General features: G+C 61.6%; 28 protein-coding genes, 2 tRNA genes and 1 pseudogene. 21 read left to right on the top strand and 10 right to left on the bottom strand.

The window, feature by feature from the left end:
• Positions 1-32 precede the first annotated feature (32 nt).
• Complete coding sequence (rlmB, locus tag HMPREF9695_RS12480) at positions 33-914, bottom strand: 23S rRNA (guanosine(2251)-2'-O)-methyltransferase RlmB (protein WP_006021203.1); 882 nt, start codon at positions 912-914, stop codon at positions 33-35.
• Between the two features lie 217 nt (positions 915-1,131).
• Here rlmB and HMPREF9695_RS12475 point away from each other — a divergent pair.
• Both HMPREF9695_RS12475 and HMPREF9695_RS12470 read left to right on the top strand, forming a co-directional pair.
• A tRNA-Tyr gene (locus tag HMPREF9695_RS12475) sits at positions 1,132-1,217 on the top strand.
• Positions 1,218-1,315: 98 nt separating this feature from the next.
• Positions 1,316-1,642 carry a potassium channel family protein gene (locus tag HMPREF9695_RS12470; protein WP_006021202.1) on the top strand — a complete coding sequence of 109 codons (327 nt, stop codon included), beginning with the start codon at positions 1,316-1,318 and terminating at the stop codon, positions 1,640-1,642.
• 70 nt (positions 1,643-1,712) lie between these two features.
• Here the strand turns inward: HMPREF9695_RS12470 and HMPREF9695_RS12465 are convergent, their stop codons facing one another.
• Positions 1,713-2,003 carry a DUF3551 domain-containing protein gene (locus tag HMPREF9695_RS12465; protein ID WP_006021201.1) on the bottom strand — a complete coding sequence of 97 codons (291 nt, stop codon included), beginning with the start codon at positions 2,001-2,003 and terminating at the stop codon, positions 1,713-1,715.
• Between the two features lie 127 nt (positions 2,004-2,130).
• Between HMPREF9695_RS12465 and HMPREF9695_RS12460 the strand changes: the two genes are divergently transcribed.
• Positions 2,131-2,204: transfer RNA gene (locus tag HMPREF9695_RS12460), tRNA-Gly, on the top strand.
• 71 nt (positions 2,205-2,275) lie between these two features.
• Here HMPREF9695_RS12460 and HMPREF9695_RS12455 read toward each other — a convergent pair.
• Both HMPREF9695_RS12455 and HMPREF9695_RS12450 read right to left on the bottom strand, forming a co-directional pair.
• Complete coding sequence (locus tag HMPREF9695_RS12455) at positions 2,276-3,526, bottom strand: site-specific integrase (protein WP_006021200.1); 1,251 nt, start codon at positions 3,524-3,526, stop codon at positions 2,276-2,278.
• Complete coding sequence (locus tag HMPREF9695_RS12450) at positions 3,523-3,708, bottom strand: hypothetical protein (protein WP_041712293.1); 186 nt, start codon at positions 3,706-3,708, stop codon at positions 3,523-3,525. Before HMPREF9695_RS12450 ends, HMPREF9695_RS12455 begins: the two co-directional genes overlap by 4 nt.
• Before the next feature lie 478 nt (positions 3,709-4,186).
• Between HMPREF9695_RS12450 and HMPREF9695_RS12445 the strand changes: the two genes are divergently transcribed.
• From HMPREF9695_RS12445 to HMPREF9695_RS12425, 5 genes are read left to right on the top strand one after another with little or no spacing between them, the layout of a single operon-like run.
• Positions 4,187-4,762 (top strand): hypothetical protein, encoded by a 576-nt coding sequence (locus HMPREF9695_RS12445; protein WP_006021199.1) that lies wholly within the window; start codon positions 4,187-4,189, stop codon positions 4,760-4,762.
• A complete protein-coding gene (locus tag HMPREF9695_RS12440; RefSeq protein ID WP_006021198.1) occupies positions 4,749-5,450 on the top strand; it encodes a hypothetical protein in 702 nt (233 codons plus the stop codon). The genes HMPREF9695_RS12445 and HMPREF9695_RS12440 overlap by 14 nt, the downstream gene beginning before the upstream one ends.
• A gap of 1 nt (position 5,451) precedes the next feature.
• Entirely contained in the window at positions 5,452-6,213 is a 762-nt protein-coding gene (locus HMPREF9695_RS12435; protein WP_006021197.1) for a protein phosphatase 2C domain-containing protein, read from the top strand.
• A gap of 48 nt (positions 6,214-6,261) precedes the next feature.
• Positions 6,262-6,801: a hypothetical protein gene (locus HMPREF9695_RS12430; RefSeq protein WP_006021196.1), complete on the top strand. Its 540-nt coding sequence runs from the start codon at positions 6,262-6,264 to the stop codon at positions 6,799-6,801.
• A 39-nt stretch (positions 6,802-6,840) separates the two neighbouring features.
• Complete coding sequence (locus HMPREF9695_RS12425; RefSeq protein WP_006021195.1) at positions 6,841-7,524, top strand: abortive infection system antitoxin AbiGi family protein; 684 nt, start codon at positions 6,841-6,843, stop codon at positions 7,522-7,524.
• Here HMPREF9695_RS12425 and HMPREF9695_RS12420 read toward each other — a convergent pair.
• The 5 genes from HMPREF9695_RS12420 to HMPREF9695_RS26380 all read right to left on the bottom strand — a co-directional run bounded on the left by HMPREF9695_RS12420 (position 7,521) and on the right by HMPREF9695_RS26380 (position 11,477).
• Positions 7,521-8,102: a hypothetical protein gene (locus tag HMPREF9695_RS12420; protein WP_006021194.1), complete on the bottom strand. Its 582-nt coding sequence runs from the start codon at positions 8,100-8,102 to the stop codon at positions 7,521-7,523. The two genes, HMPREF9695_RS12425 and HMPREF9695_RS12420, sit on opposite strands and share 4 nt — an antisense overlap.
• Positions 8,103-8,155: 53 nt before the next feature.
• Complete coding sequence (locus tag HMPREF9695_RS12415) at positions 8,156-9,043, bottom strand: anti-phage nucleotidyltransferase (protein WP_006021193.1); 888 nt, start codon at positions 9,041-9,043, stop codon at positions 8,156-8,158.
• A gap of 10 nt (positions 9,044-9,053) precedes the next feature.
• Positions 9,054-9,989 (bottom strand): anti-phage phospholipase, encoded by a 936-nt coding sequence (locus tag HMPREF9695_RS12410; RefSeq protein ID WP_006021192.1) that lies wholly within the window; start codon positions 9,987-9,989, stop codon positions 9,054-9,056.
• A gap of 263 nt (positions 9,990-10,252) precedes the next feature.
• On the bottom strand, positions 10,253-11,113 hold the full coding sequence (locus HMPREF9695_RS12405) for an ImmA/IrrE family metallo-endopeptidase (protein WP_006021191.1): 861 nt from the start codon (positions 11,111-11,113) through the stop codon (positions 10,253-10,255).
• Entirely contained in the window at positions 11,106-11,477 is a 372-nt protein-coding gene (locus tag HMPREF9695_RS26380) for a helix-turn-helix domain-containing protein (RefSeq protein WP_051055006.1), read from the bottom strand. Before HMPREF9695_RS26380 ends, HMPREF9695_RS12405 begins: the two co-directional genes overlap by 8 nt.
• A gap of 195 nt (positions 11,478-11,672) precedes the next feature.
• On the opposite strand from HMPREF9695_RS26380, the gene HMPREF9695_RS25280 reads away from it, so the two are divergent.
• The 9 genes and pseudogenes from HMPREF9695_RS25280 to HMPREF9695_RS12355 all read left to right on the top strand — a co-directional run bounded on the left by HMPREF9695_RS25280 (position 11,673) and on the right by HMPREF9695_RS12355 (position 22,145).
• Positions 11,673-12,125 carry a multiubiquitin domain-containing protein gene (locus tag HMPREF9695_RS25280; protein WP_006021189.1) on the top strand — a complete coding sequence of 151 codons (453 nt, stop codon included), beginning with the start codon at positions 11,673-11,675 and terminating at the stop codon, positions 12,123-12,125.
• Positions 12,115-13,269: a ThiF family adenylyltransferase gene (locus HMPREF9695_RS12390; RefSeq protein WP_167540058.1), complete on the top strand. Its 1,155-nt coding sequence runs from the start codon at positions 12,115-12,117 to the stop codon at positions 13,267-13,269. Before HMPREF9695_RS25280 ends, HMPREF9695_RS12390 begins: the two co-directional genes overlap by 11 nt.
• A 14-nt stretch (positions 13,270-13,283) precedes the next feature.
• Complete coding sequence (locus HMPREF9695_RS25275) at positions 13,284-13,691, top strand: ubiquitination-like system serine protease family protein (protein WP_006021187.1); 408 nt, start codon at positions 13,284-13,286, stop codon at positions 13,689-13,691.
• A gap of 438 nt (positions 13,692-14,129) precedes the next feature.
• Positions 14,130-14,867, top strand: a pseudogene (locus tag HMPREF9695_RS12380) (ArdC family protein); the annotation flags it as partial.
• A 329-nt stretch (positions 14,868-15,196) separates the two neighbouring features.
• Positions 15,197-16,552, top strand: a complete 1,356-nt coding sequence (locus HMPREF9695_RS12375) for a tyrosine-type recombinase/integrase (RefSeq protein WP_245258688.1) — start codon at positions 15,197-15,199, stop codon at positions 16,550-16,552.
• On the top strand, positions 16,549-18,390 hold the full coding sequence (locus HMPREF9695_RS12370; RefSeq protein ID WP_006018699.1) for a hypothetical protein: 1,842 nt from the start codon (positions 16,549-16,551) through the stop codon (positions 18,388-18,390). Before HMPREF9695_RS12375 ends, HMPREF9695_RS12370 begins: the two co-directional genes overlap by 4 nt.
• Positions 18,390-20,552 (top strand): hypothetical protein, encoded by a 2,163-nt coding sequence (locus HMPREF9695_RS12365; RefSeq protein WP_006018700.1) that lies wholly within the window; start codon positions 18,390-18,392, stop codon positions 20,550-20,552. Before HMPREF9695_RS12370 ends, HMPREF9695_RS12365 begins: the two co-directional genes overlap by 1 nt.
• Positions 20,549-20,989, top strand: a complete 441-nt coding sequence (locus HMPREF9695_RS12360) for a hypothetical protein (RefSeq protein WP_006018701.1) — start codon at positions 20,549-20,551, stop codon at positions 20,987-20,989. Before HMPREF9695_RS12365 ends, HMPREF9695_RS12360 begins: the two co-directional genes overlap by 4 nt.
• A 223-nt stretch (positions 20,990-21,212) precedes the next feature.
• On the top strand, positions 21,213-22,145 hold the full coding sequence (locus HMPREF9695_RS12355) for an ArdC family protein (protein ID WP_006018702.1): 933 nt from the start codon (positions 21,213-21,215) through the stop codon (positions 22,143-22,145).
• 43 nt (positions 22,146-22,188) lie between these two features.
• Here HMPREF9695_RS12355 and HMPREF9695_RS12350 read toward each other — a convergent pair whose 3' ends face one another.
• A complete protein-coding gene (locus tag HMPREF9695_RS12350) occupies positions 22,189-22,617 on the bottom strand; it encodes a MerR family transcriptional regulator (protein WP_006018703.1) in 429 nt (142 codons plus the stop codon).
• An 85-nt stretch (positions 22,618-22,702) separates the two neighbouring features.
• Here HMPREF9695_RS12350 and HMPREF9695_RS12345 point away from each other — a divergent pair, with 85 nt between their 5' ends.
• From HMPREF9695_RS12345 to merBA, 4 genes are read left to right on the top strand one after another with little or no spacing between them, the layout of a single operon-like run.
• Positions 22,703-23,128, top strand: coding sequence for a mercuric transporter MerT family protein (locus HMPREF9695_RS12345; RefSeq protein ID WP_006018704.1), 426 nt, complete (start codon positions 22,703-22,705; stop codon positions 23,126-23,128).
• A gap of 21 nt (positions 23,129-23,149) precedes the next feature.
• Positions 23,150-23,443 carry a heavy-metal-associated domain-containing protein gene (locus HMPREF9695_RS12340; RefSeq protein WP_006018705.1) on the top strand — a complete coding sequence of 98 codons (294 nt, stop codon included), beginning with the start codon at positions 23,150-23,152 and terminating at the stop codon, positions 23,441-23,443.
• A gap of 1 nt (position 23,444) precedes the next feature.
• Positions 23,445-23,693 carry a hypothetical protein gene (locus HMPREF9695_RS12335; protein ID WP_006018706.1) on the top strand — a complete coding sequence of 83 codons (249 nt, stop codon included), beginning with the start codon at positions 23,445-23,447 and terminating at the stop codon, positions 23,691-23,693.
• Positions 23,690-25,954, top strand: a complete 2,265-nt coding sequence (merBA, locus tag HMPREF9695_RS12330; RefSeq protein WP_006018707.1) for a bifunctional organomercurial lyase/mercury(II) reductase MerBA — start codon at positions 23,690-23,692, stop codon at positions 25,952-25,954. The genes HMPREF9695_RS12335 and merBA overlap by 4 nt, the downstream gene beginning before the upstream one ends.
• Positions 25,955-26,071: the final 117 nt, after the last annotated feature.

Genomic DNA, 26,071 nt, shown 5'->3' with positions numbered 1-26,071 from the left:
CCCGTCTGCATCACGCAGGCGGGCGTTTTGATTCAGCCCATCAGGCCAAGACGGCTTGTCCCGATATAAAGCGCGAGCGCGGCTGCATTCGAGACATTAAGGCTCTTCATCGCGCCGGGCATGTCCATGCGTGCGACCACGCTGCACGTCTCGCGCGTGAGCTGACGCAGGCCTTTGCCTTCCGCGCCCAGCACCAGAGCGAGCGGCGCATGCAGGGGCACCTTGCTGAGATCGCCCTGGCCCTCGCTGTCGAGTCCGACCGTCAGGAAGCCTGCCTCGTTCATCTCGCCGAGCGCGCGATGCAGGTTCGCGACTTCGATGATGGGCACAAGCTCGAGTGCGCCGGATGCGGATTTGGCCAGCACACCGGTCGCCTCCGGACTGTGCCGTCCGGTGGTGATGATTGCCTTGACGCCGAACGCTGCGGCCGAGCGCAGGATCGCGCCGACATTGTGCGGATCGGTAATCTGGTCGAGCACCAGCACGATGCCGTCCTGAGGCAGTTCGTCGAGATGCAGGCCGGGCAGGGGATCGGCCTCGGCGAGCAGGCCCTGATGCACAGCATCCGGCCCGAGCCGGCGGTCGATGTCGCCCGGATGCACCAGCTCCGGCGGAACGCGGGTGTCGATTTTTTCGTCGGCAAGGCGGCGGGCGACGTTTTCGGTGACGAACAGCTTGCGGATTCGCCGTTCGGGATTGGCCAGCGCCATGGTGACCGAGTGCCAGCCATAGAGAACGACAGGGCCTTCGCCTTTCGCGTGTCCCCTGGCTTCGCGGTCGCGCCACTGAGGACGTCCTTGAGGCTTTCCCTGGTGCTTCCCGGAACGCTCCCCGTGCCGTTCCCGGTCACGGTCGCCACCGCGTCCGCCTGGTTTGGGGCCTTTGAAACGTGATTTGCGGTCTCGATCGCTCATGCGGCCTTGTCCCACGGGGCTGAAATAATGGCAATTTCCGGCTTCGGACGGCGGGAAGGGAAATGTGACAATCGTCCCGGCATTGGTTGACTTTACCCCGGTGCTTCGCCCATAAACGCGCCGACCGGGCGCCCGTCTACGGGCACGCTTTTTACCGTCATCCATGGCCGTTCAACCACCCCGTTCGGGTGGGCGAGGGTGTCCGATGACGTCGAGCGGGGGAGTGTCCCGAGTGGCAAAGGGAGCTGACTGTAAATCAGCCGCCGTATGGCTTCGAAGGTTCGAGTCCTTCTTCCCCCACCATATTGAAATCGCCCGGAAGTTGCTTCCGGGCGATTTTTTATTGGGCGTGCCTGTGTCAGGCTGGGAAGCGGGGAACTGTCAGTGGGGGATCAAATCTGATGAAGTCGCTCGGCGTGGGCCTCGTCCGCCTGTCTCTCGGCTTCTGGCACGGCCTGCGCGATCCCGAATTTCAGGCCATCATCTTCCTGCTGACCATGTCGGTGCTGGGCGGTTCGATTTTCTACCATTGGGTCGAGGGCTGGTCGTGGCTCGATTCGGCCTATTTCAGTGTCGTAGCCCTGACCACGGTGGGTGACGCCACGCTTGGGCCGACCACTGGCGTCTCCAAGATTTTCACAATGGGATTTTCGCTGGTCGGGATTGGACTGGTGCTGGCATTTCTGTCGCGGTTATCGTCGTATCGCGATCTCGAGCGCCGTGACTGACGCAACAAAGCCGCCCTCGCTGGATCGGGGCGGCTTTCTCAATGACGGCGAACGTGGCCGCTGGCAATGCTCAGTCGTCATAGCGCCGCTCGCGGCGCACCTTGCGCGGCTTCACCACACGAGCGCCGGGTTCGGCATATCGGCCTTGCTCGGCAAAGGCGAAGACCGGATTAACCTGGCAATAGGCGCGCCGTCCCGAGGCGCTGGCCATGCACTGGGCGTAAGTATCGTAGTAACAGGTGCCGGGACCGGCCTGCCAACCCTCGACCAGGCAAAAGCGATAATCCCGAGCCTCGGCAGAGTCGGCGCCAAAGACGGCAGCGCCTGCCAGGGCTAGGGCGGCTACAAGTGCCTTGCGCATGAAATGTCTCCCGGTTGGAATTGGTTCTCATGAGAACCCGCTTCCCCGGAATATGGTTCCTTGGGCCCGGGCTTCAAATCAATCGTGGTTGAGGCGGCGGAATGACCATGCTAGGTCTCGCCGCACTGCGGGTGTAGCTCAATGGTAGAGCAGCAGCCTTCCAAGCTGAATACGAGGGTTCGATTCCCTTCACCCGCTCCAGCCTTTTCAATGGGTTAGCTCAGATCCCAAAGTTCATTCTGACAAACTGAAATTTCCATTCTGACAAATGTTCACTTTACGGCCGCTTGCTTCGCCACTTTCGCGCGGCGTTTGATGCGCTTCATTTGCGCGTCCTGCTTGGCTTCGTCGTCGTCGTGCAGATAGTTCGCCATCGCTGCCGTCGACGACCATTGCCCCTTCTGCATCAACTGCGTTTCCGTCAGCCCGGACGTGCTCGCTTCCGTCGTGCCGCCATGGCGGCCGAACGAGGTGAAGGTCAGTTCAGGACGAAGACTCGCGGCAAGGATGACCTTCTTCGAAATGCGCTGAACCTGGGTGAGCATCTCCCCCTTGCCAAACCACGGCTGGCTGCTGCCGTCCCGGCGCAGCATGAGGCCCCCTGTAGGACGCAACTCCTTAATGGCATCCAACTCGGTCATCAACTGGGGATAGAGCGGCTTGCCTTTGGCATTGAACAGTGGCTCCCACGAGCCCGTACTCGTCTTGTAGTTGATGACATAGACGTGGTTTGGCCGGCTCGGAGGCCGGTAATGTTCGGCCACGAAACGGATGAAGATGTGCGCCTCGCGCTGAAGCAGCTCCCACCCAATCAAAACGCCAGTGGCGAGCGAGGAATAGCCCATTTCGATCGCTTTGGCCCGGAACGCCGCCAACTCGGCGAACGTCGCATGCGGCGTTTCCCGAGAGTTCGACTGCAGACCCATCTTCTCGAATGGATTCTTCGGAGGAAATATGCCCGGATTGGCGCGTGATACCGTATTCCATGCCGAACGCGCGGTCTTCATCGCGTGATTGACGGTGGTGCGGCGTTCGATCTTTTCGCCCTTCACCTCTTTGAAAAGAAGCTTTTCAAAGAGGTCATCGGCGAAAGCAGTATCGATGCTGGAGACGCGCCGCGTTCCGAGACGCCTGCCGTCCTGCAGGAGGTATTCACAAATCATCTTGATGCCGGTCTCGTGCACACGGCATTGACCTGGACTCAGCGGCTGCAGTCGCTTGGCAGTTTTCTGCGACCATGTCCGGCGATACTCGTGAAACATCCAATCCAACGTTCCGACGACCACGCCGACAACAGAGGTCGCGTCCTCGCCACCCGTGCGCCAGCTATCAAATGCCGGCAGTAGAATCCTTTCCACCCGCTGTACCGCTCTTTCGTAGTCGGCACCAAGTGGTTCATTGTGCAGGGGACAGCCTCGTGTGCGAGCCCATGTTGGAACGTTGAAGAAATAACTCCAGCCGCTTCCGATCCGCTTACGAAGCGTGTAGCGGGGCAACGGAAGGGCGGAACGTCCACGTTTCACAGCAGCCTCCTTGACACCGCTGGGTCATCCTCCGGATCTACCGAAGGACGGCGATCCTCTTTGACCGCAATAGATATGCGTCCGTCAGGCCAGATTTCGACGTTTGCGACGATGCCGCCGCCATCGATGACGCCTTTCACGGCACGCTTAACATCGGCCTCGGTGAATTTAGCTTTCGACATTATTGTAACGCATTAGATGAAGTTCATAAGACTCCGACCTCAGTTCCTTGCCCGACGCTGGCTGCCTTTCTGCTGATCCCGCCAATCGCAATTCGCAGAGCAGAAGCGGGTGCGTTCATCGAGCTGCCCCTATGTCAATGAGGTGCCGCGCCATCAAAACCGCTGAGCCTGTATTTTGGAAGAGCTCTTCCTTCCGCATGCTGCCATCGGCGGTGATCGGACACACATACGTGGGGTCTGGCGCAAGTCAGAAATCGTTGCGTCAGCGGCAGGGCGCTTCGATAAAGGCAGCAGCCCGCAAAAACGCACCTATAGGTTCGACACCGTCTCCTGGTCTGGATTCCTCTGATAAGTAATTGAAATTACGTTGAATTATGTGTTTTTTCTTTCTGATCTGAGAAAGATTGTTTGACAGCTGGGTCGCCCTTGTGGCTGACTGTCCTCAGTCCGAGGACAAGGGACAGGGACGAAATACCGGATGAAAAGCCAGGATGTCGTCATATTGCTCAAGCTCGTGAGCCTCGAACATGAGGAGCGCAAGGGGGGCGGGCATCCAAGGTTGGATGTGCACCGCGAGGATCCCTTTTCCGTTCGCGGCTTAGAGGCTTCCCTTGGAATCAGCAAGACGGAAGTCAATGCCTCGATCAACCGAAGCATCTCTTCAGGCCTTGCGGTCAAAGATCGCAATTCCGGTCGGCCAAAGCCCAACCGCCGCAACCTCTGCGATTTTATTGTCCACGGACTGAAGTTTGTTTTTCCGGCAAGGCCCGGCGCCATGACGCGAGGCGTTCCTACCGCCTTTGCAGCTCCCTCGTTGAAGAGTCTTTTGATCAGCGCAGGCGAATATATCTACGTCTGGCCGTTCGCAAAAGGCAAGGCCCAGGGACAGTCGCTAGAGCCTCTGTTCAAGAGCGTTCCCGAAGCTGTCCAGAAAGACGAGCGTCTGTATGAATATCTGGCCCTTGTTGATGCCATTCGGATTGGAAATCAGCGAGAAACCGGGCTGGCCGTCGAGCGCATTTCAGAAAGGCTTTTGAAAAATGAGCAGCGTTAAGGGCCAACTCCTTGTTATGTTGGAAACCGTCGCCAAGGCGCTGGGCGACGACCTGCGCGGGCGGCTGGTCTTTGTCGGCGGATGCACGACAGCTCTGTTCATTACCGATGAGATTACGCTCGAAGGTGTGCGGGCAACCGACGATGTGGATCTGATCGTTGATCTTGTCGGGCGTGCGCAATGGGCGCAACTGCAAGAGCAGTTGCGGCAAAAGGGATTTGCGGAATCTCCAGAGGACGATGTGATTTGCCGAATGCGGCTTGGCGACCTCAAGGTCGATTTCATGCCTGACGATGAAAGCATTCTCGGCTTTAGCAATCGCTGGTATGCCAAAGGCATTGAAACGGCGGTCAATCATCCTCTGACCGATACGATAACCATCAAACGCCTCACGCCAGAATTGTTTCTGGCGACAAAGTTGGAGGCGTATCTCGGTCGCGGCAACAATGATCTGTTAGGAAGCCGCGATATGGAGGACATTCTTCTCGTCGTCGATGGCCGCGAGGAACTCGTCGCTGAAATTCAAGCAGCGGACGAAGATGTTCGCCGCTACATTGCAGAGCAGTTCAGAGCTCTGCTGGAGCATGATGATTTTGATCACTTTCTGGCGGGCAATATCAAAGGGCCGGAAGGGCGCGTCGATATTGTGCGTGAACGCTTTGTCGCCATAAGCGAGAGCGACAGCTAAAATGGAAATGGAGCTCGATTGGCGCAGTCAGCAGGGAACAAAGACCGGCGGCAATCGGGATTACGGGGGCGCCGGAATACGCCCGGATGGGGTGCTGTGCCTCCTTCTGGATGGTTCAACGTCAGGACCAAAGAGCGGCGAGCTTGCCGGCCAGATCGCCCGTGATGTCATAGATTGGTACGTCGCCACGGCTGAAGACGTAACGGCAGAAACCCTCACAGCACAACTGCGCCAAATTCATGGAAGCCTATCGAAGCGGTTTCCCCGGGATACGGCCAGCTATGTGATCGTGTGTCTCGCAGGAACTGGACCGGCACTCGTTCTACATGCCGGCGATTGCTTGCTGGGACGGCAGGTAGGAAAAAGCCCTCTCCAATGGCTCATCAGGCCACATACGTTGGCCAATGTGATTGACGACATTCCAGTCGCGGAGATTGCAGAAAGTTACGTCAGGCATCGACTCACGCGGAGTTTCCGGGCCAGGGAGTTCATGCTTCCTGACGTCACTGAAATCAACGTAGAGCAGGGCAGCTCACTTGTCGCTGCTACCGACGGGTTTTGGGCAGAACTTAATTCTGAAGAACAAGCCATGCTTATGCGGGGGCAGATTTCCCCGATGATAGGCGAAGCTGACGACCGCAGCGTTCTTACGATTCGGCTGCTTGATAACGAGCAGCGCGTCAAACTCCACCTCAACGAGGATAGGTTGGAAAATTTCTACATAGGCGGGCCTTCGGCTCAATCTGAACCTCGGACTAAATGAAAAACATGCGTCTCTCAACACCGGTAATGAGCTTTTGGGGAGGATTTCGTGAGCGCCGATTTGGACGCCGCCTGTACGAAGGTAGGCCGCTATCTCTACGAGTTCGCGCTTTTGGAACGTGAAATCAACGCGAGCATCGTGCAGATACTCGACCTCAAGAGCGACGCAGCGGACGTGGTGTCGCACAGCTTGGACTTCTTCAAAAAGGTCAACTTGCTGAAGATCGTCGCCAACGAAACGGCGCCGAAGGAAGACGTCGACGGGCTACAGGACCTTTTCAACGACATAGCCAAGCTCAATGAAGGCCGCATCCTCATGGCTCACGGCGCGTTTGAACCTGCACCGAATGACGCCGTGCAATTTCGGGTAACCAGCGCGCGCGGCGGCGCGGTCAAGGTTCGCGATCCGCTCTGGGACAAGAAGCAGTTCGAAGACGCTTACGCGAAGCTTCAGAGGACGCGGGAGAGTGTGAAGAGGGTGCGACCGAGCCTGACCGTCACTATAAGCCTGGAAGGGAAGAGCGAACTGCTTTCTGCCTATACCTACGGCTCATTGATGTCTGCCGGCGTCGGCGGCAGCTACTACTGACTCCCTACCACACGCGCATAAGAATAATTGGAGCAGCGCATGGCGTCCCCGTTCTTCGGAGAGAACAAATCAAACTGGACGGATATGTCCGACTACGTCGTCCACTTCGCGAAGGACTACGAGCAAAAGAGTGCCTACGAAAACATGCTAAGCATTTTGGGCAGCCGCGTCATCAAGGCCAGAAATCCGTTCGGTTTGGTGCGGGAAAAGGCGCCGGACCCGGCATCGCAGCGTGCCGCCTGCTTCAGCGAGATTCCACTGCACCGCCTAAGACGTTTGGCCGAAGCCCGGTCCGAATATGGCATCGTATTCAGGAAGGATTTCGTCGTTCACAGAGGCGCCAATCCGATCATGTACGCGTACAAGGACCACGACATGACGGCCGCGCTGAAGCAAATAGTGAAGAGCGCAAAAAAGGACCCGGATCATCCGATTTGGAGAATTACCCCCTTCGTCGACGCCCCGGGGAAGTACGGCAACAGCACCTATTTCTTCGAGTGGGAACGGGAATGGCGTAAGGCCGGCCACTTCAAGTTCTCCGAAGACGACGTTGCGTTCCTCATCATCCCCGAGAAACGGCACGAGGCTACACGCGGATTCTTCGACAATGCGAAGGTCGAGAACCTCGGCCCCTGCTACGATTGCCCGTTTATAGATCCGTTCTGGAACCGCAAGAAGATTAAGCCCCTACTGCCCAACTATACCGATGCAAACGAGGCTTAGCCCGCAGTGGGCGAAATAGGCCGGCTCAAGTCGCGGAGCACCTGCGCCGCCCACTTCAGCAGACCCTCCAGCACCGGCACCAACCCGCGCAATTGCTCCGCATCAAGGACGCCGTAGAGCATAGCATCGATGCCGTCGGGCAGCTCACCGTAGACCCTGCGGTAATCAATCGCGCTCTTCGTCATGAAGACATAAGCATCGTCTTCAGGGAAGCGTCGGACGATGAAGTGAGCAACGAGGTTTCGCATGCGCCGGTATTTCTCTATCTCCTCCAGAGCGAACTTATTCGGGCCGGTCCAGATGGGGGATGACTGTATCGCTTCGGCGACCTGAGCCATCGTGAGCTTCTGCGTCTTTCCGGCCCAGGGCTCCTTGAACATGCCTTGCTTATCCATCGTCTCCGCCATGTAGCGCAGGATGAAATCGCAGGCGCTGTAGATATGGGTGATCTTTCCGAATAACGCATAGTCTTCATCCGTCGGTTTGGCCCAGCCCAGCATTTGCTCGGGGCCGGTCTCCTCGACGATCTTGCGGAGAGCCAGCGTGCGCGGTGTTTCGGTTGAATCAGGTAACGCCATCGGACCTCACTGGAAAGCAGCATGGTACACTGAGGGGCGAGCCGGGCAGCCGGTCAACTCTCCCAGTACTTTTTCAGCGCGGCTGTGAAAGTGTTGAAGTTGGCCGTCGGCCAGCAAACCGGAGAATTGTCCCGAACGAGCCAGTGCAGGCCGCTCGCCGTCGTCAGCTTCGTCTTATCCGTCGTCACGATCCAGTTGAAGCATGCCACCCAGGCTTCGGCGTAGGTCCCCGCGAACTTGTCCTTCGGCACGTTCCAAAGCATGCCTTCTATGAAGTAGGACGGCGCGATTCCTTCGGCGAGAAACCCGTTCTCGATCATGCGGTTCCGCATGTTCTTGAAGATGCGGACCATGTGCTTGAAATTACCGGTCTCCTGGTGCTTGGCCGTACAGTTGTCCGAATGCTGCTTCGGAAAGTTCTCGATGCGCTGATTTCCGATGTAGAACGCTATGCCTTCTGCGAATTCCTCGTGCCCGATTCCATTGAAATCCCGGTAGCGGCGAAACTCTTGGCAGATGATGATGTCCGCGTTGCGCCGATTGCCGTTGCCGCGGACTTTGACCGCCTTCTTGCCGTAACTGTCGACGTCGTCTTTATAAAGGCCGTTGATCCATTTGAGTGCGTCCGTCTTGAAGTGGTGATAGCCGTACGCGGCGTCGGCACCGTACGCCTTCGTGAAGGCCTGCTGCTTCTCTGCGGGCATCTCCGAAAGGTCGTGGTAGAACGCGCCGGTGTGCTTCAGCACAATATCGACATCGCTATCGGCCCACACGTTCGTGTCGTTCCCGTAGGACCCCTGCAGGCGGATTTCGACATTCTTCACTGGATACGGCGCGTGTCCGTCCAGTAGCTTCTCCCGAATGGAATTGTATGTGGTGGTAAACTGGGCCGTCTTGCCTTGCTGCGACCACGTATCCAACTGACTTTCTGCAATCGCCACCACGTCCTCCCTAGAGCAAGAATTTCTTCAAATCGGATTCGGCATCGCGCGCGGAATCCCGGCCGCGGAGCCACAATGTATTGAGCTTATCGAGATCCACTTCGAGCATATCGGTTGCGAGCTCGGGCTGCGTATACTTGTTGTGAATGCGGACGGTCTGGACCTCTCGGAAAAGCACTTTCCGCAATTGATCCATCGACTGCGTGCTTATCTCCATCGTCTTCTGGAGAAAGACCATCGTCGGCAACTTGCTTGCCCACTTCCGCACGCTCCACGTCGGCAACTTCGGGGGCGGATATTCTCCGACCCCAATGCTAACGACGCGGACGTCGGTACGGGGGAAGCCAAGCGACTCGGTCGCATCGACTATCGCAAAGAGTGCCGGATTATTCGCCACGAAACCGCCGTCTCGCACTTCAATGCGCTCGCCGTGACCGGTGAGGACAAACTTCTTCTCGAAGAATGGATAGGCTGAACACGAGCCGATGACCGCGTCAGCGATCGTGCAGCCGAAGCCGGCTTCAAAGCTCGCCTTGCCCGAGAACGCTTGCCGACGATTCGTCTTGAAGATTATCGGTCGTTCTTCCAGCCAGCGCGTACCGACGATGCCGATGTCTGTCTTGAACGCATCGAACTTCAGTTCGCCGAAGACATCGGCCGCAAGTTCCTCGAGCGCTGCCGTCTTCGAACTAGGGAGCCAGGCGGCCATAACCTTCACGACGTGGTCGCGATACAGCGTCCGAATCTCCTCGACGGATTTCCCGAGACCGAGCAGCGCAGCGATAATGGCGCCGGTACTCGTGCCATAGATCAGGTCGAACTTCTCGAAGAGCGGGCAGCCGACAAGGGCCTCGATCTCTTTGAGGGCGCCGAGCGTGTAAAATCCCTTTGCGCCCCCACCATCGAGGCTCAGGACACGACAGTGTTCTTGCGCCGGTTCACTCACCGCGCTCTCTCCGACTCCAGACGATTGACAACCATAGCACGTCGTTTCTTGTGGTTCTGAGGCCGTGCCTTTGATGAGCGCGACCATGGCAATCGATCTCAGCCAAAGAAACCGTCAAGCGCGCAAAGCGGGTGTCTGGCCGACACAGCGAATTCACAGTTTGACCCTTCTCGGACCTATGCGACGTTTGCTTTGAGGACAGCCAGCCGCTGACCCCGCGGGCGCACGGGTGTGCCAGATTGTCGTTGCTGCCTTCTCTGGCTCTATCGACGCTTCTTGCCGCTCGGCCAAGGCAGGGTACCGTCGAGTTCGCGCAGACCGTAGGACCGCTCTTCCCACTGCTTTCGCTCCGGACGTGGCGGGGGAACTTCGTCATCCTCAAACCACAGCAATGTCAGCGTCTGATCCCATCGATCAAGATGGAGCACGTCTTCGTAGAGCGCGCCCTCACGCTCCCAATCCTCAAACCACTCCTCCGGAGCTGCTTCTTCAGGTCCCGTCGGGTTTTCACCTGCGCGCGCGCGGGCGCTGTAGGAGCTCGTTGGTATTGCCGAGCCTGATTTAATCCAGGCTCGCGCGTCGCGAAGGGCGGCAGATCGGGCGCTGTAGCGGACTTTGCCGCCTTCAGCGAGCACAAAGGCGCAAGGTACGCGGGAGAAGGTGGCGAAGCGGGATCCTGTCGAGATCAATGAGGCATCAAACTCGTCTGCCAGCGCGTTGACGGCCGCGAGACCCATATCCGCCATATCCACGCGCGGTTTGAAGAGCTTGTACGGCAGCAGAAGTTCGGCTGCGAAGGTATCGCAAAAGATTTCGCCTTGCGGTCGTTGCGTGTAACGCCAGCTCGGTTGGGCATGATCTGCCGGGATTCCCAAAACCGCATGAGCCACCTCGTGGCAGATGCTGAATCGCTGCCGCCTGCTGTTGTGAGCGCAGTTCACACAGATTCTGTATTTGCCCGATGGCAGCCTGACGGACCAGGCGTCTTCATTTTCGCCAAGGGTCTCTTGCTTGATCGACCCGCCAATCTCGGCCGCATACCTCTCGACCAGCACCGGAAGTGCCGAAGGCCCGCAGCTTGTGATAAACTCCCGAGCCTTCATGGCTACGGACAGATCATCCATCGTCATCCTCCTGCAGAATCCGACGGATGCGGGCAAGGGACGTCGCGTAGTCAGGTCGGGTGCCCCGGTTCACCACCGTGGTGAGCATGTGAAATTCCGCGAACGTGACATCTGCGTTCTCGCGGACGAAATTCAGCATATCGACGTCGACATTAGGATGGTTAGCGAGAAACCGGAATATTTCGGCATCGCGCTCTGTTGGCGACAGGGCAACGCTCAGCTTGTTCACCACCTCGTCCGATGGCGACTCCTTCGCACCCGTCTCAAGCCGGTGAATGTACGCGTGATCGACTTCGCTGCGCTGCGCCAGATCTCTCAAGGTCAGCTTGCTGCCCTCCCTTAGGCCCCTCAACCAAACACCCATCGCTGATTCCGGCATCCGCCATCCTTGACAAAGTTTATGTAATGCCCCATTGTTGTCTGGACAGACAACAGGCCCCAATCTGGCGTTACCAGTGCGGGGCTTTTTCAGGCCCTTTCTGTTGTCTGGCTGGACACCAAGATGCCACCGGCCAGGGTCAAACGCAAGCGCCGCGAGACGCGGAGAAGGAAAACTGAAATGTCTGTCATTGTCGAAGCGCACTTGGTGCGCATCCACATCAACCGGGTGGCGTGCCAGTCGCCCAACCCGACGACGGGAGAGGCGCTCTACGCCGTTGCCGACATCGCCAAGCATGAGAAGCTCTACCGCGAGGTTGAGGGCGACGAGGAAGACGAGCAGATCCCGCGCGATGAGACCCCGATCCATCTGACGCAGGATGAGCACTTCTATAGCCAGAAGGTGTTCGACATCCTCGTCAATGGCGATGACCACGAGATCGATACGAAAGAGATCACTTACGCCCGGGTCGTGGACCTCTATCTCGGCAGCGGTGGCAAGCCGTCGAACGAATATCTCGTCAAATACTCACTTGGCCCTGTCGAAAATCCGAGCGGAACCTTGGCGCCCGGTCAGAAAGTAAAGGTGAAAGATGGCATGCGCTTTCGGGTTGCCGGAACTGGTGAGTCATAACGCCTTCCTCAAGGACTTCGAGGAAACGGGGTACCTGATCGACTTTGTCGGCGGGTACCTCGTCTTCTACGGTCTGCCGTATCTCGATAAAGACGGCCAGCTCCAGCACGGAGACTGGGCAAGCCCGGTTGATCTGAACGGGGCCGTCATCGATCCGCCCCCAAACCATCAGGCGTGGTGGCGCGGCAGCAGGCCCTGTGATCAGCAGGGGCGCGAGCTTAGGTTAGGCGGCGGAGCGCATAACGTCACGGTCACACCTGACCTCGTCACCGACTTCTCGTTCTCCTACAAACTGCACGACGAAAACGGCGCGATGCGGGCGTACCGGTCGTTTGAAGAAAAAGTGCAGACCTATCTTGATACAATCACGGCGCCGGCGATGACCGCCTACCCACAGGCGACGCCCTTGCGCGGCATTGCGGTCAAGGCAGCCGCCCAGAACTCTCCGCTCCGGTTTCCGGATACGATGTCGTCGCGCTATCACATCAATGATCTCTCAGCCCTCCTGCGCGGCAAGAAAGTCGCGATCATCGGCCTTGGTGGGACGGGCTCCTATATTCTCGATTTCCTCGCACGAACGCATCTGGAGAAGATCGCGCTGTTCGACGACGACAAGGTGCATGTGCACACGATCTTCAGGCTGCCGGGCTTCATTGCGCAGGCCATCGGCAAGCTCAAGGTCGAGGTGCTGGCGCGGCATTACGACCAATGGCACGCAGGGATCGAGCCGGTCGCGGAGCGCGTCACGTCAGAGAACGTCGCGCGCCTGAAGGAGTTCGATTTCGTCTTCGTTTCCGTCGATGACGGCCCTGCGCGTCTTCTGCTCGTGGATTGGCTGAGCGCCAACGGCCTTCCGTTCGTCGATTGCGGCATGGGCCTCAATCGCTCAACGGTCGGCCTCAGCGGATTTGTGCGTATCACCGGCGTCGATCGCAAGGCGTTTGACGAAAATGTCAGCACGGTGCGTCTGCCGGTCGAAAACGCCAAAGACGACGAATACCGCAAACATGCCCAGATCACTGAATTGAACGCGCTGAACGCGACGATGGCCGTGATCCGGTTCAAACAGCATTTCGGCTTGTTCGACCGGGAAGACGCCGCGACATCGTATATTTTTGACTCGGCGACGTTCGAGATCGATTGAGAAAGGCGGGCAGGGTGAGATACATCTATCAGGCTGTCGAGCGCATACCCAAGCCGCTCAGCAACGGCGTCGTCTATCACAGCGAAGAATTTGAGGTCGGCGCGCTGCTCTGCGCCTGCGGCTGCGGTCATCGCGTCAGCCTCTTGGTGCCGGACAGTCATCAGATTACGTCGGAAGGCGGCATGGCCACGGTTCGCCCGTCCATCGCTGTGTGCGACGCGCCCTGCAAGTCGCACTATTACATCAGCGCCGGCCGGGTCGAGTGGCTACCGGCTTTCTCGGACGCTATGGCAGTGTCGGTTATGCGCGGCCAAATCGCCCGGCATGCCGTTCGTGATGCGAAGGCGCAGTCTTGGGGCAGCCGAGTCCGGGCCGCGGTCGCGAGAGTATACCACAAATTTAGATCGATCCTGCGGATCTGAATTCCGTGTAGTTGACGTGCTTCCCCGATTTCAGCGGGTCACAAATTAGGCTCGGCTTTGCTTATTTAAGGGGAGCACGTCAGTGCGGTTAGTAACGTCCGCTATCCTCGCGGCGGCCAATGTCCGCAACTGGACCGTGGCAGGACGCGGCTCCTATTTTCGGCATGTCCGGTCACCGACGAGAATCGGACGTTCGTGTCATAGCGGCTCCTCCCTTTGGGAGGCCACGCTCTAGTCGCCGAGCGTGGCTCGGCGACCGGAGCCGCCCGCCACGGCGTCTCCGCCCATTCGGGTGACGATCGTTGCCGCAAACGCGGCCGCGATCTCCTGCGTCACGTGTGAATCCGGCGCGATGGAGAGCGAGAGTGCGGACCAGATTCGCCGCGACGGGTTGAGAGTCGGGAGAGAGGCTTCCGGCGCCCGTCGCGGAGAATCGCGATGTCCAGACAGATCTCGCAGGCGCGCGCCGGCCAGGACCGGGCGAGCCTTTACACCGACATCACCGACAAGATCATCGCCGAGCTTGAAGCCGGGCGTGTGCCATGGGTGCAGCCATGGGGCACCGCGGCTGCGAAGGCGGCGCTGGCGATGCCGCGTAACGCCACGACGCAGCGCCGGTACTCCGGCATCAACGTGCTGATCCTGTGGGGCGCCGTTATCGAACGGGGCTTTGCCGGCCAAAGCTGGTTGACCTTCCGCCAGGCGCTCGGCCTCGGCGGCCATGTCAGAAAGGGCGAGCGCGGCACCACTGTGGTCTATGCTGATCGTTTCACGCCGGAGGACGAACGCCGGCGCGCAGCGGAGACCGGGGAGGAGCCGGGCGCGATTCCTTTCCTCAAACGCTTCACTGTCTTTAACACCGATCAATGCGACGGCTTGCCCGAGGAGATCGCCGCGTCGGCTGTCCCGCCACCGCCGGACGAGATCGAGCCGCAGGCCGAGACCCTGATCGCCACGACCGGGGCGGATTTCCGCGTCGGCGGTGCGCGCGCTTATTATCATGTCACGGGTGACTTCGTGCAGGTGCCGCCGCCGGGCGCGTATTTCGAGCCGATCAATTGGCACCGCACCGCCTTCCATGAACTCGGCCATTGGACCGGCGCGGCCGGTCGGCTCAAGCGCGATCAATCCGGATCGTTCGGCTCGAAATCCTACGCGCGCGAAGAGCTGGTCGCGTTATCCTGACTCTGTGATCCTGTCTCAGAATCAGCCATGGAGATGCATCACCGGTGGTTCCGGTGAGGCTCTTCAGACGTCCGGGTCAAGCGTTCCCGCAGCGTAGCGAGGACAACGCTTGACGCGGCGGCGACACCACAAGCTGTTGATGGGGTGCAGGCGAAGTCCTGCACCCCTGCCACGCGGCGAGCGGGAGAGCGCGAGGGGAACCCCTCGCATTCTAAACAATGAAGTTGCGCCGAAGGCGCTCCGCTTAGGTATCTTGCGTGCAGTTGTATTTTACAGACGTTGATGTTGTTTCGCGCCCGCTTTCGATTGGTGACCTTGCAGTGAACGTGGTGGCCGGCGCGCTCGGCACCGCCGAGCGCGCCGGATTGATCGAGGGCATGCCCTTCATCTTGATGGATGACGGGAGCTACGATCTTCATCTCAATCGATTCTTCCGCGTATGTCCGGGCATGGGTGCGCGGTCGCCGAACACATGGCGCTCCTACGCCCACGACATTCTCGTCTGGGCGCGTTTTCTCAGCGAGCGGCGGGACCGCAAGACGGTCTGGCAGGCCGACCGTCACGACGTGCTGGCCTTTCACCGGGCGCGGCGCCTGTCGGACGCCGCGTTCCGAGTCTCGGCGGCGAGCTGGAACCGCGGCATTGCGGCACTCGATAAGCTTTATCGGTGGGCCGTCGAAGAAGGGATCATCACGACCTCGCCCTTCAGCTATGGCGTCACCCTTCGCAGGGCAGCTGGCACGCGCGCCGTGCTGGCCGTTACGACGAACCGGGCGCGCGAGCGCGCGGCACGGCAGCACGATATGCGTTACGTTGATCTCGGCCGCTATCTGTTATTCCGCGACGTGGGGCTGAGAGGACGCTCGCCCGACGGCACGGACGATCCGACGTGGCGTGGCCGCAATGGCGAACGGAACGCGCTCTTCGCAGAGCTGTTGGTCACGACTGGACTGCGGCTGACCGAAGGCGGTAGCCTGCTTCTGGCTGATCTTCCTCGTGCGACAGAAGCCGGATTGCGCTCGGTCGTATTCGATCTGCCAGGCGCGGTCGCCAAGGGCGGACGGCCGCGCCGTGTTCGCATTCCCCGTCGGGTATTGGCGCTGATCAATGACTACATCGATCTCGAGCGAACCATATCGTCCGCCCGATGGGAGCCATCGGTCACCAATCCACTCTGGTTGGCGCCGGAGGGCGGGAGGATCGTCGACGCGGCGGGCAAGCGGGTCCGGCTCGATCGGCTGACGCCGAGCGAGCGACGGCGTGTGCTGATCGGCGTGCCCGGCAAGGCGCAACACGCCTTGCTCTGGTTGACGGAAGGTGGCCGGCCGGTCCCATCAGCCACTTGGGAAGCGGCTTTTCGCCGGGCCTGCGTCCGCTGTCGCCGTTTCGGGATCGACCTCGACGTATCGCCCCATACATTGCGGCACTCCTTCGCCGTCAACATGCTTTCAATGCTGATCCGCGAGCAGATTGGCGCGGTGTTCGATCCGCAGGATCGGCACGGCGCGGCCTATCGCCGGATTCTCGGCGATCCCTTGCAGAAGCTGCAGCATCTGCTGGGGCACGCGAGTGTGACCAGCACCTACATCTATCTCGACAGCTTGGCTGAAGCGCAGGAACTGGTCGAGGCGGCCGCGGATCGCTGGGCCCAAGATACGGCCGGTGATGCGCAATGACCGCCGCCATGACTACATCGGCGCGGCGGCCTGGCCGTCGTGCCCTCTTTCCCGAGACGCTGCCCGATCCCGAGGAGGAAGCTGCAGCGGCGATCGCATCGCTCCGCTTCCCTGTCACCCTCGCGGACCGCACCGTGACGATCGACCTGACGATGCTGGGCGGTCGCAGAGCATTGGCGCGGACGCTTGCGGGGGCGCTTTGGCGCGCCTGCCAGGTTGGCGGTCCGGCAGGCTCGATCTCGACCGCCGCTGCCTACGCCAATGCGCTCAAGATGTTCTGGCGCTACCTCGACGCCGGCACTCATCACGTGATGCGTCTGTCGGACGTCAACGCCGCGTGCATCGACGGTTTCGACGCTTGGATGGAAGAGAGTGGCCTGCATCCCAATCATCGGTTGCACCGGATGAGCAAGGTGCTCAATCTGCTCCGGCTGGCGGATGCGGCAGAACCGCGGCAATTGCCACCTGATGCGTCGCGCCGGCTCATGTACACGAGTAATCGGCCGGGCGTGCGCGCCCAACCGCGCGATGCCTATGGCGATGATGTTGCGTCGGCACTGCGAAGTGCAGCACGCGCCGACCTCAGCGCGATCATGCATCGCTTTGCTGCGGCCGAGCGCCTTCCGGCGCACGACGATGCCGATCGGAGCAGCGTTCTGGCAGCAGCACACGAAGCGGCCATGGCAGCGATCGATGTCGAAGGCGTCATCGGGCACCGGCATCCGCTCTTCAAACGGCTCTATACGCTTCGCCGGGAAAGCGGTTTGGCGAACGATCGCCTGATCCACGATCTCCATGGCCGTCGGCACCTCCTCGCCGCCGACTTGGTGCCGCTCATCGTTCTCATTTCGCTCGAGTCTGGTCTCGAGGTCGAAGCCATCAAGGGATTGCGGTCAGACTGCCTGAAGAACCCATCCGGCGGCTATGTCGAGATCGAGTATTGCAAGCGGCGGGCGCGCGGCGCCGAGTGGAAGCGACTGCGCGTCCGCGCTGGCGGATCGTCGACGCCCGGCGGCCTGGTTCGGAAGGTGCTGCACTGGACGGAAGCCGCCAGACACCGGCTCGGCGTGCACTCGCTGTGGGCTCATTTCGCCTGGGGCCGGCTGACCCCACGCGTCCTAAGCATGAAGGAAGTTATCGCCTCATGGGTCGGACGGCATGGCATCCTCGACGAGCAGGGCCGGCCGCTCCGCCTCAACCTGACCCGCCTGCGCAAGACCCATAAGGCGGCATGGTATCGCCGAACCGGCGGCCAGCTCGACCGCTTCGCGGTCGGGCACAGCATCGCGGTCGCGGCCAATCACTACGCCGACATTCCCGCGCTTCGCCATCTCCACGAAGCGACCATTGCCGACGCCATGACCGATGCGCTCGACGCCGCTCGGCAGCCGCACGTCTTGTCATCAGGGCAGGAGGCCGCCCTTCGAGCTGATCCTGACGAGGCCGGTGATCTGGCGGTCACGGGCGCCGCCGCCGTCAATGCCCTGTTAAGCGGCGAGCAGGACGTCTGGCTCGCCAGTTGCGGCGGCTTCTACAAGAGCCCGTTCGGGGCCGACGGCGAAGCCTGTCCGTCGCCATTCTGGGGATGCCTGGAATGCAGCAATGCGGTGATTACCGCCCGCAAGCTGCCCGCGCTCCTGTCGTTCCTTACCTTCATCCGCGCGCAAAGGCAGACGCTCACCGAACATGACTGGACGACGAAGTTCGGACGCGTTCACAGACGGATCGCCGATCAGATCCTGCCCCGCTTCAGTGATGCCGAGATCGAGCAGGCGCGTCAGGTCGCGGCTTCAGACCCGGCGCTGATTTACCTGCCGCCTGAAGCGGGAGCGCCGTGATGCCGACGCCGATCACGCTGCCGGCGCGGCGGTCGCTGCCATCCGCCATCTATGGTGACGACGAGCCTGTCCTCGCCGGCGTCACGGTCAGGGAGGATGTCGACCGCGCGCAGCTTCCCCGTTTCGGTGACGATCACTGGGATTTGGGCGCCACCATCTTCCGCGTGAACGCCCGCTACAGCAATTATCGGCTGAACTTCGCCCGCATCGCCGATCCTGTGACGCAGCGGCTTGCGAAGGAGTATGTGATCGCCCGTTTGCGCATCCATGTGCCGGGATACCGCGCGCCTTGTGGTGCGACCTCGGCGATCCGCTTGCTGCGCTACATCCAGCATTTCGCGGCGTTTCTCAGCACAAGGATCGGTGCCGTCGATCTGAGCCGGATCGATCAGGCGCTGCTCGATGCCTATCTGGTGCACGCCCGCGACGGCGGGCGGCGAACGCCCAACGAGACGGTGAAGTATGTCGAAGTGCCGATCGATCTGCATCATTTGTCGCCATGGTTGACGGGCGGCGGCATCGGCATTCTTCCGTGGCGCGGGCGCGCGGCGCACCATGTTGCAGGACGTCCGCCTGCGCCCGCCGAGAATGCCACGCCGCGCATTCCCGAGCCGATCATCGGCGCCATGCTTCGCTGGTCGCTCAAGTACATCGAGGTCTATGCGCCGGATATCCTGGCGGCGCGCGCAGAACTCGATGCCCTGGAAGCCCGCTGCGCTCGATTGATGGCGCGCGATGCCCGGACAAGTCGAGCCGTTGCCAAGACCTACCGCGCCCGTGTCGCGAAGTGGGTCGACGCGCGCCGGGCCGCAGGCCGAGGCGTGCCGATCTGGGAGCGGGCGCCCAACGCCGCCCGCCGGATCGATCCGCTGACCGGCCGCGAGATTCCTCCCTACAACCTCCATCTGATGCGGCTGCATGTCGGAGCTCCCGAGAGCGGGCGCGTCAGCCAATCCGAACCGACCGCGCGGCTGATCGATGCCGCGGCGGCTGAACTGGGAACCGAGATCGGCGGTCTCAATACGCCAATCTCGATCGATACCGACACGGGTTTGCCATGGCGCGAGCGCTTCGACGGCTTAAGCCTCGCCCGCGAGGAGCGGATGCTGCAAGCCGCCTGCTATGTGGTCTGCGCCTATCTCACCGGCATGCGCGACAGCGAGGTGCAAGCCATGCAGCCGGGCTGCGTGTCGGCGGTTCGTAGCGCCGATGGCCTGGTCGAACTCTACCGGGTGCGCAGCACCGTCTACAAGCGTCAAGGCGCACGCGGCATGATGGCCGACTGGATCACGATCGAGCCGGTCGCTCGCGCCGTCGCGGTCATGGAGGCCCTCTCCGCACCTAATCGCCGCGAGAAGGGATTGTCATCCTTATGGGTGACGCTGAAGGATTGGCCCTGGAGCAACGATCATCTCGGCATGGGTGCGACGATCACGCTCAATCTGTTTCGCGACGGGCTGGATGCGCGCTCCGCCGACACGCCGGCGATCCCACGGATCGGAGACGAGCCCTGGAAGTTCACCACCCGGCAATTACGCCGCACGGTCGCATGGTACATCGCCAATCGGCCGTTCGGCACCGTTGCGGGAAAGATCCAGTACAAGCACGCCTCGGTCGCCATGTTCGAAGGCTATGCGGGCTCGGCGCACACGGACTTCCGTCTGGCCGTGGAGCGCGAACGCGCGCTTGGCCAACTCGACGACATCGTTGCTCATTACGAAGCGTTTCTTCGTCATGAGGGTCCGGCGGGACCAGGCGCGACACGATTGCGGCGGGAGTTCGCGCGTGTGCAGGACGAACTCGGCGAGCTTCCCGGCCGGATCATGGATCGCAAACGGTTGCGCACCATGTTGGCTCATCTCGGTCGAACCTTGCACGTCGGCTTTCTCAACGACTGCCTCTTCGATGCCGCGACCGCGCTGTGCCTCAACGCCGCACCGCATTCCGAGCGGGCGGCACCGGCCTTGTCCCGATGCAGCCCCGATCGCTGCCCGAACGCCTGTTTGACCGCCCGACACCGCGAGCCGTGGCAAGCCTCGATCGCGGACGGCGAAGCCCTGCTCGCCGACCGGCGCCTGTCGCCGCTGCAGCGCGCGGCCATCACACGCGACAACGAACGCAAGCGTCGGCTGATCGCACATCTGATGGACGGTGATGCATGACCAGCCTGGGTCCGAAGAGCGAGGCGGCATTGAGGGCGGGAATGGCACGACTGCTCGACGGTCGGCCCGAGCGCACCGACGGCGCGCTCACCGTCTCCAATCTGGCGCGCGAGGCCGGCGTCAGCCGGGCAACGGCGAACCGTGCGATCGATCTTCTTGCTGAGTTTCGCGCCGCCGAAGTACGCCACCGGCGATCATCTCCCCAGGCACTGAAGGAGCGTGTCCGCTTCCTCGAAGCCGAGCTCCGGGCCGTGCGTGGCGCCGAGATGACCGAGTTGCGTGCGCTCACCCGCACACTCGCACAGCACATCCAGGTGCTGACGTTGCAGGTTGCCGAGCGTGACGAGGTGATTGTCGGCTTGCAGAATGAACTGGCGCGATCGAATGAGGCCAAGGTCGTTCCGCTGCGGCGCTCGCCGCGAGATGGCGCTGGCTGAGAGCCACGCAATATCCCCGTAACCGGCCGGTCCTGCGGCCATCGGTCGTGGCCGACGTCTCCTGTGCTCGCCCGTCGAGGCAGGGGCTCGGTTGTGGCAGACGTTGCCAGCCCGTCAACCCTGTTCCGCACCGGTAACCGAGAACAGGGTGTGACGGCCCGGCTCGCCGCGTCTGCCCCTGCCGCTTCGCCCTCGACGGAGAGGGCGAGCACAGGAGGCACCCATGACCACCAATCGCAACAGCCAGGCCCGCACCGTCAACGATATCTACGAGCGCGTGACCAACCAGATCATCGCCGCCATCGAGGCCGGCGCCGGAGATTACCGGATGCCCTGGCATCACGACGGATCGGCCATCACCAGGCCCGTCAACGTCACTTCACGCAAGGCCTATCGCGGCGTCAACGTCATCACCCTCTGGGCTGCGGCGCATGCGGCCGGCTATCCCGCCGGCATCTGGGGCACCTATCGCCAATGGCACGAACTCGGCGCTCAGGTTCGCAAGGGCGAGCGCGGCCACCTCGTCGTGTTCTGGAAGACGGCAGATCGCAGCAGCGACACAGATCGTCAGGATGGCGACGACAATCATCACGAGCCCGCACGGCGCCTGTTTGCTCGCGGCTACACTGCCTTCAATGCCGCTCAGGTCGACGGCTACACACCGCCCGAGCTGCCGGTGCTTCCCGAGGTCGAGCGGATCGAGCACGCCGAGCGCTTCTGCGCCGCCCTTGGCATCGATATTCGCCACGGCGGATCACAAGCTTGCTACATCCCGTCCAAGGATCACGTGCAGATGCCCGAGTTCGCTTGCTTCCGGGACGCGATTGCCTACTACGCCGTGTTGCTCCACGAATGCGGCCACGCTTCCGGCGCCAAGAATCGCCTCGACCGCGATCTCTCCGGACGGTTCGGCTCGGCCGCCTACGCCATGGAAGAATGCACGGTCGAGCTTCTCAGCGCCATGATCTGCGCCGACCTCAACCTCAGTGTTGAGCCACGACCCGACCACGCCCGCTACATCGCCTCCTGGCTCGAAGTGCTGCGCTCCGACAAGCGCGCCATCTTCACCGCGGCGAGCAAGGCACAAGAGATCACCGACTGGATGCACGCCCGGCAAGCCAATGCTCATGGGCACGACGTCAGGGGCGCTGCATAGGCGCCCCCTCAACGGGCCGTTTCAAAGGGTCCACCGGGTGCGATCAGTTGACCGCACCCTCCCGGAACAGCGTCTCGATCAGCGCGCATTCCGGCAACGTGCCGTCAGCACATTGCGCGACAACCTTCTTGAGCACCCGCTCCATGCGCTTCAGATCGGCGATCTTCGCCTGCACGTCCTCAAGGTGTGCGGCGGCGACGGCGCGCGCCTCGGCACAGGGCTGGTCGCGCTCGTCGACGAGACGCAGTAGCTCACGGATTTCATCAAGGGAGAAGCCGAGCTCGCGCGCCCGCAACACGAAGCGAAGGCGCCGCTCATGCGACGTGTCGTAGCTGCGGTAGCCGCTCGTTGTACGCGGCGGTTCGGGCAGAAGGCCGACCTTCTCGTAATAACGCACCGTCTCCAGATTGCAGCCCGTTCGCTGGGCGAGTTCAGCCCGCTGCAGTCCCTTCACCACGGCGTGATCGCGCATCGCAAAATCCTTCTTGACCCTGTAGCGACTACAGACCGCATGGTACGGCACGCTTAGGATTTCGACAAGGAAAGAGAGAGTGGACATGGTCGCATCGCGATCCAGAACGGCAAGCATGGCGCCTCTTGTGGCGGATCCCTCCGCGTCCGAGCGCGGCGAGGTCGGACGGCAGCGTCTGATCGCCGTTGGCGGCATTTTCGGCGCGCTCGCCGCCTCGTCCTGCTGCATCGTGCCGCTGATCCTGTTCAGTGTCGGCATCGGCGGCGCCTGGATTGGCAATCTGACGGCGCTTGCACCCTACAAACCGATCTTCGTCGCCGGAACGGCAGGCCTACTCGGATACGGCTTCTACCTTGTTTACTGGAAGCCCAGACGGGCCTGTGCTGATGGCGCTGCCTGCTCACGCCCCATTCCCAGCCGCCTTGTTCAACTCGCGCTCTGGATGGCGACCGCGCTTGTGATCGCCGCCTTCGTCTTCGACTACGTTGCCCCACTGCTGCTTCGCACCTGACACCAAGAGGAGACCCGACCCATGAAGAACAGTTTGGGCGCTTTCGCCCTGATCGCCTCAGTGATGACGGCGTCGACCGCATTCGCCGGCGAACGCACGATCACCTTCGCTGTCGACAACATGACCTGCGCCTCGTGTCCCTACATCGTGAAGAGTTCGATGGAGGGGGTCCTCGGCGTCGCAAAGGTCGCCGTTTCGTTCCGAGCCAAAACCGCGACCGTGACCTTCGACGACGCCAAGACAAACCCGGCCACCATCGCGGCCGCCAGCATGAACGCGGGCTATCCAGCCCGTCCGGTGCAGCAGGGCAGTTGAGGTGAATGACCGCGCCCTCATCGGTGCAGGCACGGCTGGCGCCGTCCTCGCTGTGATCTGCTGCGCGGCGCCGCTCCTCGCCGGAGTCCTGCCACTGGCCGGCCTCGGCGCGTGGCTGGCAGGTGCAGGTCTGGTGATGCTTCCCCTGGTGATCACGTGCTTCGGTCTCGTCGCGTGGGCTATCCATCATCGCCGTGCAAGACCCGCCTGCAGCGAGACCAAGATTCACAACGAAGGCGTGAAGCCATGAACGACTGTTGCGCATCCTCCTCGTCTCGCGACAAGCTTGCAGCTTCCGCATCCGCGACGCTCCCGAGCTACGTCGTGCGGCCGGGCGTGACGTTTCCGGATTGGTCTGTGGTCAAATCACCAGCGGTCAAGGACGCCCTGCTGGCCATGGTCGGGTCCGACCATGTGTTCGATCGCTGGAGCGGCTACGATCCCGCCACCGACCGCGTTCGCATCGCGCTGCTCCAGCTCTACGCGGAACATGGCCGAGCTCCGGCCGCAGACGCGCTTGCGGAGCGCGCAGGGTTGAGCGAGACGTCCGTCCGGGCTCTGCTCGAAGAGCTCCGCCGTCGCGACCTGGTCGTGCTCGACGGCGAGCGGATCGTCGGCGCCTATCCCTTCACCGATAGTGACACCGGCCACCGGGTCACACTCGACGGACGTGTTCTCAACGCAATGTGCGCGGTCGACGCACTCGGCATTGGCGCCATGACTGATCGCGATGTCACGATTGCATCGCGCTGCCGCCATTGTGGTGCGCAAATTCGGGTCACCACACGGGATCAAGGTCGGATGCTGGCTCGCGTTGAGCCGAATACGTCGGTCATGTGGCAAAGCGTCCGCTATGAAGGCGCGTGCGCTGCGAACTCGCTTTGCGCGACGACCGCCTTCTTCTGTTCGGACGACCATCTCTCCGCCTGGCGCCGTGAACAGGCGGCGGACGAGGCCGGATTTCGGCTGTCGATCGAGGAAGGGATGGAGGCTGGCCGCGCTCTGTTCGGCCCGAGCCTCGCCGGCCTCGATACCCCGGCACAATCGTCGGTCGGCTCGACATCGAAGAACCCTGCAGCGGCGGACCGTCGCTTTCGCACGAACGATCGCAATGGTGGCGCCTACGATCTCGTCGTCATCGGCGCCGGCTCGGCCGGCTTCTCGGCCTCCATCACAGCGGCCGATCAGGGCGCGCAGGTGGCGCTCATCGGCAGCGGCACCATCGGCGGCACCTGCGTCAATATCGGCTGCGTGCCGTCGAAGACTCTGATCCGGGCCGCCGAGACGCTTCACAACGCGCGTGTAGCAGCACGTTTTGCCGGCATCACGGCGGAGGCCGAACTGACCGACTGGCGCAGCACCGTTCGTCAGAAGGATGCACTCGTTTCCGAACTGCGCCACGCCAAGTACACGAATCTGCTGCCCGCCTATAACGGCATTGCTTATCGCGAAGGCGCGGCGCGCCTCATAGAAGGTGGTGTCGAGGTGGACGGCGCGCGCATTCCCGCCGGCAAGATCATCATCGCGACCGGCGCGCGGCCGGCTGTGCCCGCCATCCCCGGCATCGAGACCGTACCCTATCTGACCAGCACGACCGCGCTCGACCTTGAGGAGCTACCACGATCGTTGCTCGTCATCGGCGGCGGCTATATCGGGGCCGAGCTTGCCCAGATGTTCTCCCGCGCGGGCGTCAAGGTGACGCTCGTATGCCGGTCCCATTTGCTCCCCGAGGCCGAGCCCGAGATCGGCGCGGCGCTGACAGGATATTTGCAGGACGAAGGGATCACCATAGTCTCCGGCGTTGCCTACCGTGCGATCCGCAAGACCGAGCACTGCATTGCGCTCGATGTTTCGCGCGACGACCAGAACACGACGATCGACGCCGATCAGGTGCTGATTACCACCGGGCGCGCGCCCAACATTGAAGGTCTTGGGCTTGCCGAGCGCGGCATCACCGTCTCGCTGAAGGGCGGCATCGTTGTGGATGACCGCATGCGCACCACCGGGGCCGGCATCTATGCCGCCGGCGACGTCACCGGCCGCGACCAGTTCGTCTACATGGCCGCCTATGGCGCCAAGCTCGCCGCCAAGAACGCCCTCAATGGCGACAGCCTGCGCTACGACAACAGCGCCATGCCTGCCATCGTGTTCACCGACCCGCAGGTGGCGAGCGTCGGGCTGACCGAGGCCGCGGCGCGCACGGCCGGGCATGCCGTCCGTGTTTCCACGATCGGTCTCAACCAGGTACCGCGCGCGCTCGCCGCTCGCGACACCCGGGGACTCATCAAGCTCGTGGCTGACGCCGGCAGCGGCCGGCTGCTCGGCGCGCACATTCTCGCGCCGGAAGGGGCCGACAGCATCCAGACCGCAGCACTTGCGATCCGGCAGAGCCTTACCGTCGAGGACCTCGCGGATACGATCTTTCCGTATCTCACCACTGTCGAGGGCTTGAAGCTCGCAGCGTTGTCATTCGGAAAGGACGTCGCGAAGTTATCCTGTTGCGCTGGGTGAGCTAGGGCCCCTAAGCGATCCGCGAATCTGTCTCACGCGCCGACATCCAGCGGCAGTCCGCATTTTCAGGCAAACGCCGCCGCAAATCCGACTGAGACAGCTTGACTGTTCAGATAA

The sequence above is a fragment of the Afipia broomeae ATCC 49717 genome (assembly GCF_000314675.2).
Taxonomy (GTDB): domain Bacteria; phylum Pseudomonadota; class Alphaproteobacteria; order Rhizobiales; family Xanthobacteraceae; genus Afipia; species Afipia broomeae.
Note: the sequence above shows the minus strand (reverse complement) of the source record. Positions and strands in the feature narration are given on the sequence as shown.